Origin of the sequence: Pantoea sp. 18069 (assembly GCF_902706035.1) — a bacterium.
GTDB lineage: Bacteria > Pseudomonadota > Gammaproteobacteria > Burkholderiales > Burkholderiaceae_C > Comamonas.
This window is the reverse complement of the sequence record NZ_CACSJA010000004.1, coordinates 157,680-170,118: the sequence shown is the minus strand read 5'-3', so window position 1 is coordinate 170,118 and position 12,439 is coordinate 157,680. Positions and strand designations below refer to the sequence as shown.

The following is a 12,439-nucleotide window of genomic DNA, read 5'->3' as shown; positions in this document are numbered from 1 at the left end:
CCTGTCAGCCGCGGCCAGACACCCATGCGCGCCAATCGCTTGCGCGGCCCGGGCCCGGCCATCCAACCCTTCGCCTGCCCTGCCGAGCCAGTTGCCGCACAATCGGCAGTCGCCTTTGTCATTGCCCACTCGATTGTTCCGCCGCATGCAAGCCACCCGCATCATCGCCATCCGCCACGGAGAAACCGCCTGGAATGCCACGGCCCGACTGCAGGGCCACAAGGACATTCCGCTCAACGAACTGGGCCTGTGGCAGGCCGCGCAGGCCGCACAGGCGCTGGCCGACGAGCCCGTGGCCCAGATCTACAGCAGCGACCTGCAGCGCGCCTACCAGACCGCGCAGGCCGTGGCCGGCACCACGGGCGCGCCGCTCGCGGCCGATCCCGGGCTGCGCGAGCGCAGCTTCGGCGTCCATGAAGGCCGCACGTTCGCCGAACTCGAAGCCGAGCTGCCCGACATCGCGCTGCGCTGGCGCCAGCGCGACCCGGAGTTCACGCCCGAAGGCGGGGAGTCGCTGGTCATGCTGCGCGACCGCGTGAAAGCCACCGTCGAGCGGCTCGCGGCGCGCCACCCGGGCGAGCTGATCGTGCTCACGGCCCATGGCGGCGTGCTCGACACGCTCTACCGCCTCGCGACCGGCCAGGACCTGCAGGCACCGCGCACTTTCGCGCTGGGCAATGCGGCCATCAACCGCCTGCTGTGGACGCCCCAGGGCCTGGGCCTGGTGGGCTGGGCCGACAGCAGCCATCTTGAAAACACGGCAAGAGACGAGATATGTTGACTGCGGCCTGCCGCTTCTTTTCCTGACGAAAGCCTCAAGACCATGCGACTGCTTCTTGCCCTGCTGCTGCCTTTTTCCGTGTTCTTCACCATTGGCCGGCCGTTCTCCGGCCTGCTGTGCCTGCTGCTGCAGATCACGCTGATCGGCTGGATCCCGGCCGCGATCTGGGCCGTGTATGCGCTGAGCCAGTACAAGACCGACCAGAAGATCGAAAAAGTCCTCAAGCAGCGCGGCTAAAGCCCTGGGCTCAGGCTTCAGGTACCCAGCCTGCGGACGTGCGCACCATGCAGGGTGCGTCGAGCGCGCCGAGCACGGGAATCGGCTGGCCCCGGGCATCGCGCAGCCGCTCGCGCCAGCGCGTGCCCTGGCGCATGGCCACGGCGATCACCACCACCTGCGCGCCGCAGCGCGCGAGCAGGCGCAGGCTCGAGACCATGGTCGCGCCCGAACTCACGGTATCGTCGACGACCAGCACGCGCCGGCCCTCGAGCAGGTGGGCCTGGTGCGGGTCGAGATACAGCCGCTTGTCCTGGTTGGGCGAGGTGATCGAGCGCACGGGTTCGGACAGCTCCTCGCGGTACCAGTACTTGCGGGAAAAGCCCAGCGGAATGAAGCGCGCATGGCCCAGGCCGCGGGCCACGGTGGGCGCGAAGCACAGGCCCAGCGTGGGCAGGCCGACCACGGCGTCCACCGCATGGTCGCGCGCCTGCTCGACCATGGACTGGGCCAGCGCCTGCACCACGTCGAGCGCCGCCTGGTTGGCCACCAGCGAGGCCATGCAGCGCGCCGGATCGCCGGGCATGGCGCGCAGCGGCAGCAGCAGGTAGCGGCCGTCGCGCAGCCGCGCGGGATAGCTGCGCTGATACGGCGGCGCCGCCGGCTGCACGAGTTCCTCGGCGGCGACAATGCGCTGCCAGTAGCCCGTGGTGGCGTCAAAGCCGGGCGCCGGGCAACCGGGCGCCGGGCAGCCGGGCGCGGGGCAACCGGGCAGCGCATCGGCTGCCTCCAGTGCCTTGGAATGGATTCCTGCCATGCTCGACCTCGCATGCCGGACACCCCGGCGCCGCGCAGATCATAGCCAGCGCGGCGCGCGCCAGACCTGGCCCGCCCCTGCGGTCATCACAGGCTTTGCGGGCGACGTTCAGCCCGCCAAGGGCGTGCCGTCCGCGGCCAGGGTCTCGCCCTTGCGCGCGGTGATCAGGCCATAGCACTCGGGGTGGCGGTGCAGGTCGAAGTTGAACGTGGTGCACTTGTAGACCGCGCAGAAATCGAGGTCGCAGCGCCCGACCACGACTTCATCGCCCTTGGTCACGCAGCGCGTGACGACTTCGCCCGAGGGCGCGACCAGCAGGCTGCCGGCAATGCTTTCCACGCCCTCCTCGAGCCCGCCCTTGGCGACGCTCGCGACCCAGCAGCCGTTCTGGTAGGCACCGGCCTGCACCGCGAGCTGGTTGTGGAACAGCGACAGGTCGTCGTGCTGGGGCGCGGGCGCGTTGTGCACCGGCGTGTTGTAGCCTATGAAGACCATCTCCGCGCCCTGCAGCGCCATCACGCGGTAGCTCTCGGCCCAGCGTCTGTCGTTGCACAGCGCCATGCCTATGGTGCCGCCAAACGCCTGGTGCACGTCGAACGACTTGCCCGGCGTGAAATAGCGCTTCTCCAGATGCTGGAACTTGCGCCAGGGCTCGTGCTCGAAATGGCCGGGCACATGGATCTTGCGGTACTTGCCGACGATGCTGCCGCTGCGGTCGACCAGGATGGCGCTGTTGTAGCGCATGCTTTTGCCGCCCTCCTCGGCCAGTTCGGCATAGCCGAGGTAAAAGCCCACGCCGAGTTCGCGCGACAGTTCGAACAAGGGCAAGGTTTCACGGCTGGGCATGGAGCGCTCGAAGTAGCTGTCGATCTCGGCCGCATCCTCGATGTACCAGCGCGGAAAGAAGGTGGTCAGCGCGAGCTCGGGGTAGACGATCACATGGGCACCAAGGCTGTGCGCCTCGCGCATCATGGCGCACAGGCGCGCGACCACGGCCGCGCGGGCGTCGGCGCGCTGCACCGGGCCCAGCTGGCCCAGGGCGACATTGACGATTCGGGACATTCTGGAATTCCTTCAAAACAGTTTCGTATCAGTTCGCGCGATCAGCGCGTTCGAGCAGCACCTGCAGCAAGACATTCGCGCCCTGTACCAACTGCTCGGGCGCGGTGAATTCGCGCACGTTGTGGCTCAGGCCGTCGCGGCTGGGAACGAACACCATGGCCGTGGGGCACACGCGCGCCAGCATCTGCGCGTCATGGCCCGCGCCGCTGGGCAGGCGCAGCGTGGCAAGGCCCAGCGCACGGGCCGCGCGCTCGACGCTGTCGACCAGCGCGGCGTCGAAATCCACGGGCGCGAAATCGGCAAGCAGGCGGTGGCTCAGCAGCACGCCATGCTCGGCGGCAATGCGGCGCGCGCCGGCCAGCAGCCCGGCCTGGGCCTGCTGCAGCAGCGCGCCGTCGGTGTTGCGCAGATCGACGGTCATCAGCGCGCTCTGGGCGATCACATTGACCAGATTGGGCTGCAGCGTGAGCGCGCCCACGGTGGCCAGCTGGCGCCCGCCATGGCGCTGGCTCAGATCGTGGGCCAAGGCCGCGACGCGCGCCGCGGCCATGCCTGCGTCCTGGCGCAAGGCCATGGGCGTGGTGCCCGCATGGTTGCTGCGGCCGGTGAACGTCAGCTCGGTCCAGCAGATGCCCTGCACGCCTTCGACCACGCCGATCGCAATGCCTTCGCGGTCCAGCACCGGGCCCTGCTCGATATGCAGCTCGACAAAGCTGTCCACGCGCGGGCGGCCCACGGGCGCTGCGCCCGCATAGCCTATGCGCACGAGTTCGTCTCCGAGCCGCGCGCCGTTGTCTACCGCACGCTGGGCCAGCGCCTCTTCGAGGGGCATGCCGCCCACATGCACCAGGCTGCCGAGCATGTCGGGCTGAAAGCGCGCGCCTTCCTCGTTGGTGAAGAACGCGACCTGCAGGGGCCGGCGCGTGCGCCGCCCCGCGGCGCGCAGCGTGGCCACGACTTCGAGGCCGGCGAGCACGCCGTAGTTGCCGTCGTAGAGTCCGCCGGTGCGCACGGTGTCGATATGGCTGCCGGTGGCGACCGGTGGCAGGTCTTGCGTGCCCGCATAGGTGGCGAACACATTGCCGATCGCGTCGATTTCGACAGCCATGTCCAGCGCGCGCATCTGCGCCACGGTCCAGTCGCGCGCCGCGCGGTCGGCGTCGCTCAAGGCGAGTCGGTTGGTGCCGCCGCCGGGCAGCGCGCCATGCCGGCCCAGGGCCTCCAGGCTGGCGAGCAGCCGCGCGCCGTCGATGCGCAGGTCGGTGCTCATGCGGCCTCCGCGCGCAGGGCCACGGCGGCGGCGCTTTCGCCCACGAGCTGCGCATACAGCGCTGGGTCGGTCGCGGCTTCGCTGCCAAAGAACAGGATGCGGCTGCCTTCGCCCAGACCCAGCTGCGCGCGCGCCGCGGGGCTTTGCAGCGCGCCAATGGCCGCGGCCACGCCGGCCACGGCCGATTCGCCGGCGACGATGGCGCGGTCGCCGCCCAGCGGGTGGGCCAAAAGCCGCATGCAGTCCACGGCCGCGGCATCGGCGATGGCACAGAACGCATCCGCGCCCTTTTCGAGGATCTCCCAGGCCAGATGCGAGACTTCGCCGCAGGCCAGGCCCGCCATCAGCGTGTCGAGTTCGCCTTCGACCGCGCGCAGCTGCCCGGCGCGCGCGCTCTCCAACAGGCAGGCCGCGCGCTCGGGCTCGACGACGATGAACTGCGGGCGCGCGCCGCCGTCGCGCTCCCAGAAATAGCCGCAGACCGCGGCCGCGAGCCCGCCCACGCCGGCCTGCACGAAGATGTGCGTGGGCCGCTCGCCGATCTGCGCCGCGGCTTCCTGCACCATCAGCTGGTAGCCCTGCATCACGTCGCGCGGCACGTCCATGTAGCCGGGGTAGGAGGTATCGGAAATCACAAAGCGGCCCCGTTCTTTGGCGTCAGCGTCAGCGCGCCGCACGGCGTCGTCGTAATTGCCCGGCGTGCGCACCACCTGGGCGCCATAGGCGGCAATCGCGTCGGTGCGGCCCTGGCTTACGGTGGAATGGACATAGATCACGCAGGCACAGCCAAACAGCTGCGCGCCCCAGGCGACCGAGCGGCCATGGTTGCCATCGGTGGCGCAGGTCACGGTAATGCCGGCGCTGAGCGCGCGCACTTCGGGCTGCTGCAGGTCCCGGGTGTCGAGCGTGCGGCCCAGGCGCGCGCCGAGTTCGCGGCACAGCAGCCGCGCGACCGCGTAGGCGCCGCCCAGCGCCTTGAAGCTGCCCAGGCCGAAGCGCCCGCCCTCATCCTTGTAGTGCAGCGACTGCACGCCCAGCGCCCGGGCCAGCGCGGGCAGCGCGTGCAGCGGCGTGGGCGCATAGCCCTGCCAGGCCGAGAGTTCGCGCTCGGCCTGCGCGAGGGCTGGGGCGCCGAGAATTTCGCTGCGGCGCGCGCCATAGGCTTCGTCGCGGCTGCGCTGGGGATTGGCCGGGTTCAGTACAAGCTCGATCGACAGGGAAGGCAGGGATGACATGGAAATACCTCAGGGAAAAAATCAGTTCGGGGCCTGCAGGTCGCCAAGCGCGGCATGCAGGTGTTCTATGCGCGTGAGCCGCGCCTGGGCGCTGGCGCGCAAGCGCGCGGCCAGCGCGGTCGCGAGGAAGTTCACCAGGCTGATGCCGCAGACATAGGTGTCGAACAGCGGTGTCTGCTCCGGCGGCTGGGGCGCGGCGGCGGTGCGCGCGCAGCGCAGCACCACGTCGGCCTGGGCCGTGGTCGCCAGCCACTCGCCGGGCGCGGCGTCGCTGAGCACCACCAGCGGAATGCCGACCGCGCTCGCCGCGGCGAGCACGCGCGCCAGCTGGGCGCTGCGGCGGCGGAAATCGACGACGAACAGCAGGTCCTTGGCGCCCAGGCCCGCCAGCGCTTCGGCTTCGCGCCCGCCGCCCGTGGCCAGCAGTTGCACGTCAGGGCGCACCTGGTCGAACAGCAGGCTCGCGTACTGCGCCGTCACCTGGCTGTGGCGGTAGCCGAGCACGGCGATGCGGCGCGCCCGCACGAGCTGGGCCAGCGCGGCCTGCACGTCCTCGTCGCGCAGTTCCTCGGACCAGGCCAGCAGCCGCTGCGCATCGCGCCGCGCATGGGCCTGCAGGCCGGCATCGGCCGACGGCTGGGCCGGCGCCTGGGCCAGGCGCGCCAGCGGTGAATGCGGGGTGGCACGCGAACGCACCTGCAGGCGGAACTCATCGAAACCCGCATAGCCCAGGCGGCGGAAGAAGCGCGCGGCGCTGGACTTCGAGGTATCGGCCAGCGCGGCCAGCTCCGTCGCCGAATAGCCGCGCAGATCATGCTGGCGCGCGAGCAGCACATCGGCGAGCTTGCGCTCGGCCGCCGACAGGTCGGCATAGACCTCGCGGATGCGCGCATCGAGGGGTGTGGCGGACTGCTGTTCCATCGCATTTGCTCCATTCAGGTGCGGCCCGCACCAAGCCAGGGCCGGGACGCACCACTGTGAAATTCTTGTTCCATACATACAAGCCAAAGAAACCAGCGTTTCATATGGCACGGCCTTGCCAAGCAAGACCAATGCCTGGAATCGCGGCCAGGCAGTGCGTTCCCCTCTGGCGCCCGTGCTGCACCCCGGAAAAATGCGCGCCGGCGACGGCCTGGCTGGCATGGCTGTTTCAAGCTGGCACGCATCCTGCTCAGACCATGGCGCATTCACTTCTTTTCACAAAAGGTCCTGCGCCATGAAGTTCAAAGTCTGTACCGCCGTGTCGGGTCTGCTCGCCGCTGCCGCGCTGTCGTTTTCCGTGGGCGCGCATGCCGACGATTCGCTCAAGGCCGTGATGGCCAAGAAAAGCATTGCACTGGGCATTCCCACCGATTACCCACCGTATGGCTATATGGGCCCGGACTTCAAGCCCACGGGCATCGACGTGGCCGTGGCCCAGCTGATCGCCGACAAGCTCGGCGTCAAGGCCGAGTTCGTTCCCGTGAGCACGCCCAACCGCATTCCCTACCTGCAGGCCAAGAAAATCGACCTGATCGTCTCGTCGCTGGGCAAGAACGAGGAGCGCGCCAAGGTGATCGACTTCACGGTCTCGTATGCGCCGTTCTTCCAGGCGGTGTTCGGCCCCAAGGACGTGGCGCTCAAGTCGTTTGACGACCTGGCCGGCAAGACGCTGGCCGTGACGCGCGGCACCATCCAGGACGATGCGCTGCAGGGCCTGGCGCCCAAGACGCTCAAGATACAGCGCTTCGAGGACGACAACTCGACCATGGCCGCGTTCATGTCGCAGCAGACCCAGTTCGTCGCCATCGGCGCCGCCGTCGCCGCCGCGGCGCTGCAAAAGAACCCCAAGGTCCAGGCCGAATACAAGCTGCTGATCAAGGATTCGCCCAACTACATCGGCGTGCGCAAGGGCGAGACCGCGCTGCTGACCCAGGTCAACGCCATCCTGCGCACCGCCAAGACCGATGGAACCATCGAAGGCTATTCGCAGAAGTGGCTGGGGCGGGGCATGGGCAATCTGCCGGATTAAACAAAACACCCCCTGAGCCGCTGCGCGGCTTCCCCCTCTCAACCTTCGGTGGAGGGGGACGACACCATCGCTGCGGGGCGGCCCTTGCTCGGTGTCCCCTTGCTGGGCCGCGCCAGTTTCAGAGGCTGCGCCCTTGCGGCCGCCCTGCCCTCTTCTCTGTTTCCACGGATGCACCCATGACAATGGATTTCGCGACGGTGCTGGCCCAATGGCCTATGTTCCTCAAGGGCCTGGCGCTCACGGCCCTGCTGACCGCAGTGGCGACGCCGCTGGGCGTGGCGCTGGGCGTGGCATGTGCCTGGATGCGGCTGAACGCCGGCCCTGTCCTGCGCTTCGTGGTCAGCGCCTATGTGGAAGTGTTTCGCAACACGCCGTTCATCATCCAGCTGTTCTTTCTGTTCTTCGGCCTGCCCTCGCTGGGCCTGCGCCTGTCGCCCGAAACCGCGAGCATCCTGGCGATGACGCTGAACCTGGGCGCCTATGCCTGCGAGCAGGTGCGCGCCGGCATACAGGCCACGCCGCGCGGCCAGATCGAGGCCGCGCAAAGCCTGGCGCTCACCCGCTGGCAGATCTTCACGCGCGTGGTGCTGCCGCCCTCGCTGGGCCGCGTCTGGCCCGCGCTCACGGGCCAGATCATCCTGGTGATGCTGGGCTCGGCGGTGTGCAGCCAGATTTCCACCGAAGAGATTTCCTATGCGGCCAACCTGATCTCCAGCCGCACGTTCCGCAGCTTCGAGGCCTACATCGTGGTCACGCTGATCTATCTGGGCCTGGCGGTGCTGCTGCGCCAGTTGCTGAACTGGTTCGGCCCGCGTTTCGTCTTTGGCCGCCGCCGCTGAAAGGAAGCACCATGGTTGATTTCACTTTCTGGGACATTGCCCGCCAGTTGCTGCTGGCCCTGCGCTGGACCGTGGGGCTGTCGCTGATCGCCTTTGCCTGTGGCAGCCTGCTCGCGCTGGCGCTGCTGGTGCTGCGCCTGAGCAAGCTGCCGGGCGCGGTGCGCGCCGTCGCCTGCTATGTGCAGGTCTTCCAGGGAACGCCGCTGCTGATGCAGCTGTTCCTGATCTATTTCGGCCTGGCGATGCTGGGCGTGGACACTTCGCCGCTGCTGGCCGCGAGCGTATGCCTCACGCTCTATGCAAGCGCCTATCTCTGCGACATCTGGCGCGGCTGCGTCGAGTCCGTGCCCAAGGGCCAATGGGAAGCGTCGGCGAGTCTGGCGCTGAGTTTCGGCGAACAGCTGCGCCACGTGATCCTGCCCCAGGCCATGCGCCTGGGCGTGGCGCCCACGGCCGGCTTCATGGTGCAGATCATCAAGGGCACGGCGCTGACCAGCGTCATCGGCTTTGTCGAAGTCACCAAGGCCGGCCAGCTGATCGCCAACGCGACGTTCGAGCCTTTCCTGATCTACGGCTGCGTGGCGCTGATGTATTTCGCGCTGTGCTTTCCTCTGTCGCTGTGGAGCCAGCGCCTCGAGCGCCGCCTGCGCCCCGCTTCCTGATTGCCGGCTTTTTCCGGAACTTTGCCATGACCTCTACCGCCACCGCCCCCTTTTCCCCCATCGCCTCGCAGACCCCTCTGGTCGATATCCGCGGCCTGCGCAAGCGCTACGGCAGCAACGAAGTGCTCAAGGGCGTGGACCTGCAGATCGCGCGCAGCGAAGTGGTGTCCATCATTGGCAAGAGCGGCTCGGGCAAGAGCACGCTGCTGCGCTGCATCAACGGCCTCGAAGCCTTCCAGGAAGGCACGCTCACGGTGCACGGCCAGCCGCTGCAGGCCGACAACCCCGGCGCCATGCGCGAGCTGCGCAAGAACGTGGGCATGATCTTCCAGAACTTCAACCTGTTTCCCCACCTGACCGTGGGGCGCAATGTAATGCTCGCGCCCACGCTGGTCACGAGCCAGCCCAAGGATGTTGCGCGCCAGAACGCCGAGCGCCTGCTGGCGCGCGTGGGCCTGGCCGAGAAGTTCGACGCCATGCCCGACCAGCTCTCGGGCGGCCAGCAGCAGCGCGTGGCCATTGCGCGCGCACTGGCCATGGACCCCGAAATCCTGCTGTGCGACGAAGTCACTTCGGCGCTGGACCCCGAACTCGTGGGCGAAGTGCTGCAGGTCGTCGAAAGCCTGGCCGACCAGGGCATGACGCTGGTCATGGTCACGCACGAAATGAACTTCGCGCGCAAGGTCAGCGACCGCGTGGTGTTCATGCACCAGGGCAAGGTGCACGAAGTCGGCACGCCCGAAGCGCTGTTCGGCGCGCCGCAAACGCCCGAGCTGCAGCAGTTTCTGGGGCGAGGGCATTGAACTCTCGCCCTTCAAACGTCCTTCGATCCTTCGAAATGCTCAGGACTCCTTAAGCAATGACGTCGAGATCCTCGAGCCGCGACAAGGCGGTGTAGAACCCCTGCGCATCACCCTGGAACCCCCCAAAAGCGAGGCATTCGAGAAATTTCTCCCGCAGATGCGCGGCGGCGAGCGGCTGCTGTGCGTGGCCGGTGGCACGGTGCACCGACTGGCCGCGGACCGCGCCATCGCGGGTGTACAAGGTGACCCGGTCGACCTGGGCCGCGCCCGGTGTCTGCGGGTCGTACACCTTGTCGAGACGGATGGTCACCTTGCACATCAACGCCTGCACATCGGCACGGCAGACGAATTCGTCGGTCAGTTCGGTCAGGCCGGCCTTGCGCGCGATCACGGCACAGGCCATCGCAAATTGCATGCTGAATTTCGCTGCCAGTGCCGTGCGCGGCGCGGCGTTGCGCAATGCCAGCGCATGCTCTTCGCTCAGCGTGACGTCGATGCGTTCGATGGCCGTGGCGGACACGGGCTGTTCGGCCAGCAGAGCCAACACACCGTCCAATGCGCGGTGCGTGTAATAGCAGGTCGGGTATTTCTTCAGATTGACGCGCCGGCGCACCAATTGCCATTCGCGTCCGAGCCCCACGGCCGGACGCGTGCGATCCACCTTACCCGAGGGGGACACTGCAGCCAGGAATCCAAGCGGGTGTTCGAGGGCGTCCGGGGAAGCCGTGAAACCGTGCGCCGCGAGCCGCGCCGCGATCACGCCGTCCCGCGCAGCGCGACCGACGTGGAAGGACTTGGACATAGCACCAAAGTTTGACATCAGTCCACTGGCCTGGCTGGCGCCGAGGCCCAGGGCCCAGGTGGCGCGCGGCGCATCCAGCCCATACAGCACGGCACAGGCTGCCGCCGCAGCGATGCTGCCGAAAATCCCCGTGGGATGCCAACCCTTCATCTGGTGGAATTCGCTCTCGCGGTCTACCAATTCGGCCCAGGTCTCGTAGCCTGCGACGTAGGCATCGAGCAACTGCCGGCCACTGCTGCCGCGTTCCTGCGCCACCGCATAGATCGCCGGCATCAGCACGGCGCTCGGGTGGCCGCGCAGGCAGGTATCGTCGTAGTCCAGCACATGGGCGGCTATGCCATTGAGCAAGGCCGCATCGGCCGCCTGCGTCGTGCGCTCAGAAAACCACAGCCGCGACGTGCCACCCTGCGCTGGCGGCAAGGCACGCATGGCGATTGCGACGGCCTCGTCCCTGCTACCCGCCACCATGCAGCCAATGCTGTCGATCAGGCCCTCTTTCGCCGCTTCCCGGACCTCGGCCGGAGCGCCCTGCGCCGCGATATCGGCGACGAATACGCCGAGCTGCTGGGTCAATCCTGGTGTCATGTTCTGTCTGCCTTTTTCTGGGCTGGTGAAAAAGCGGGCGCCGCTGCGAAGCATCAGGCAGCCCCCACCCATTCCGGCACGGCCGTGAACAGATCGGCTTCGAGGCCGTAGTCGGCCACGCTGAAGATAGGCGCTTCGGGGTCCTTGTTGATCGCGACGATCACCGTGGAGTCCTTCATGCCCGCCAGATGCTGGATCGCACCCGAAATGCCGGCCGCGATATACAGCTGCGGCGCGACGATCTTGCCGGTCTGGCCGACCTGCAGGTCATTGGCCGCATAACCGGCATCAACGGCCGCACGGCTTGCGCCAATGGCTGCGCCCAGCCTGTCGGCCAGCGGCGTGATGACTTGCGCGAACTTCTCGGCCGAGCCCAGCGCGCGCCCGCCCGACACGATGATCTTTGCCGCAGTGAGCTCCGGACGGTCGTTCCTGGCGATCTCGCTGCCCACAAAGCGGCTCTTGCCGGCATCCGCTGCAGCGGCCACGGTTTCGACGGCGGCCGAGCCACCCGTGGCCGCAGCCGCGTCAAAGCCCGTGGTGCGCACGGTGATGACCTTGGTCGCATCGCCCGATTGCACGGTGGCAATCGCGTTGCCCGCGTAGATGGGGCGCTCGAAGGTGTCGGCGCTCACGACCTTGGTGGTGTCGCTGATCTGCGCGACATCGAGCGTGGCCGCGACGCGCGGCGCGACGTTCTTGCCGCCAGCCGTGGCGGGGAACAGGATATGGCTGTAGCCGGGCGCACTATTTCCCACAAGTGCCAGCACCTGGGCGGCGACGTTCTCGGCCAGGCCGTTCTTGAGCGATGCGCCATCGGCGTGGATCACCTTGGACACGCCAGCGATCTGGGCGGCGGCAGCGGCCGCGGCGGCCGCGCCAACACCTGCAACCAGCACATGCACGTCGCCACCACAGGCCACGGCGGCCGTGACGGTGTTCAGGGTGGCGGGCTTGATCGAAGCGTTGTCGTGTTCTGCAATAACGAGGGAGGTCATGGAATTTCTTTCGGTATGGGTACCGGCCCTTCGACGGGTTCAGGGCGAACGGGGATGCGGCGCAGCGCAACCTACCGTTCGTCCTGAGCGGGGTAAGCGAGACGGGTCTCGCAATGCGTTGACAAGAAACAGCGCGCTCAAGTTAAAGCACGGCCTCAAAATCCCGTTCGTCCTGAGCCTGTCGAAGGATGAACTGGCGCACTGGCCTTGGGTGGAGACGCCCTTCGACGGGGCCGCCTAGGCGGGCTCAGGGCGAACGGCCATTAGCTATTCGTTTTGGAAAAAATCATGACTTTGCAAGCGCTGTTTGCATAAATCGGACCACTTCTAAGTCATTGATTTATTTGGAGAAAAAAGC

Annotated in this window: 13 protein-coding genes; 6 read left to right on the top strand and 7 right to left on the bottom strand. The window is 67.7% G+C overall.

What is annotated here, in order from left to right:
• Positions 1-145 precede the first annotated feature (145 nt).
• Both GVL12_RS05610 and GVL12_RS05605 read left to right on the top strand, forming a co-directional pair.
• Positions 146-781, top strand: coding sequence for a histidine phosphatase family protein (locus GVL12_RS05610; protein WP_159911710.1), 636 nt, complete (start codon positions 146-148; stop codon positions 779-781).
• A 42-nt stretch (positions 782-823) separates the two neighbouring features.
• Complete coding sequence (locus GVL12_RS05605) at positions 824-1,018, top strand: YqaE/Pmp3 family membrane protein (protein WP_159911708.1); 195 nt, start codon at positions 824-826, stop codon at positions 1,016-1,018.
• 10 nt (positions 1,019-1,028) lie between these two features.
• Here the strand turns inward: GVL12_RS05605 and GVL12_RS05600 are convergent, their stop codons facing one another.
• From GVL12_RS05600 to GVL12_RS05580, 5 genes are all read right to left on the bottom strand, one after another.
• Positions 1,029-1,814, bottom strand: a complete 786-nt coding sequence (locus tag GVL12_RS05600; protein ID WP_159911706.1) for a phosphoribosyltransferase — start codon at positions 1,812-1,814, stop codon at positions 1,029-1,031.
• Positions 1,815-1,922: 108 nt separating this feature from the next.
• Positions 1,923-2,876 (bottom strand): N-carbamoyl-D-amino-acid hydrolase, encoded by a 954-nt coding sequence (locus GVL12_RS05595; RefSeq protein WP_159911704.1) that lies wholly within the window; start codon positions 2,874-2,876, stop codon positions 1,923-1,925.
• Positions 2,877-2,904: 28 nt separating this feature from the next.
• Complete coding sequence (locus GVL12_RS05590; protein WP_159911702.1) at positions 2,905-4,146, bottom strand: Zn-dependent hydrolase; 1,242 nt, start codon at positions 4,144-4,146, stop codon at positions 2,905-2,907.
• Entirely contained in the window at positions 4,143-5,381 is a 1,239-nt protein-coding gene (locus tag GVL12_RS05585; protein ID WP_159911700.1) for a diaminopropionate ammonia-lyase, read from the bottom strand. Before GVL12_RS05585 ends, GVL12_RS05590 begins: the two co-directional genes overlap by 4 nt.
• A gap of 21 nt (positions 5,382-5,402) precedes the next feature.
• Positions 5,403-6,302 carry a MurR/RpiR family transcriptional regulator gene (locus GVL12_RS05580; protein WP_159911698.1) on the bottom strand — a complete coding sequence of 300 codons (900 nt, stop codon included), beginning with the start codon at positions 6,300-6,302 and terminating at the stop codon, positions 5,403-5,405.
• A 295-nt stretch (positions 6,303-6,597) separates the two neighbouring features.
• Between GVL12_RS05580 and GVL12_RS05575 the strand changes: the two genes are divergently transcribed.
• The 4 genes from GVL12_RS05575 (at position 6,598) to GVL12_RS05560 (ending at position 9,696) form a co-directional block, all read left to right on the top strand.
• On the top strand, positions 6,598-7,392 hold the full coding sequence (locus tag GVL12_RS05575; RefSeq protein ID WP_159911696.1) for a transporter substrate-binding domain-containing protein: 795 nt from the start codon (positions 6,598-6,600) through the stop codon (positions 7,390-7,392).
• Between the two features lie 176 nt (positions 7,393-7,568).
• A complete protein-coding gene (locus GVL12_RS05570) occupies positions 7,569-8,231 on the top strand; it encodes an amino acid ABC transporter permease (protein WP_159911694.1) in 663 nt (220 codons plus the stop codon).
• Between the two features lie 11 nt (positions 8,232-8,242).
• The gene (locus GVL12_RS05565) at positions 8,243-8,893 is read left to right on the top strand and encodes an amino acid ABC transporter permease (protein ID WP_159911692.1); all 651 of its coding nucleotides are present in this window, start codon (positions 8,243-8,245) and stop codon (positions 8,891-8,893) included.
• Positions 8,894-8,919: 26 nt separating this feature from the next.
• Positions 8,920-9,696: an amino acid ABC transporter ATP-binding protein gene (locus GVL12_RS05560; protein ID WP_159911690.1), complete on the top strand. Its 777-nt coding sequence runs from the start codon at positions 8,920-8,922 to the stop codon at positions 9,694-9,696.
• 49 nt (positions 9,697-9,745) lie between these two features.
• On the opposite strand, the gene GVL12_RS05555 is transcribed toward GVL12_RS05560, so the two are convergent.
• Together GVL12_RS05555 and GVL12_RS05550 are read right to left on the bottom strand one after the other, a co-directional pair.
• On the bottom strand, positions 9,746-11,083 hold the full coding sequence (locus GVL12_RS05555) for an MmgE/PrpD family protein (RefSeq protein WP_200843513.1): 1,338 nt from the start codon (positions 11,081-11,083) through the stop codon (positions 9,746-9,748).
• A gap of 53 nt (positions 11,084-11,136) precedes the next feature.
• On the bottom strand, positions 11,137-12,081 hold the full coding sequence (locus GVL12_RS05550) for an electron transfer flavoprotein subunit alpha/FixB family protein (protein ID WP_159911688.1): 945 nt from the start codon (positions 12,079-12,081) through the stop codon (positions 11,137-11,139).
• Positions 12,082-12,439: the final 358 nt, after the last annotated feature.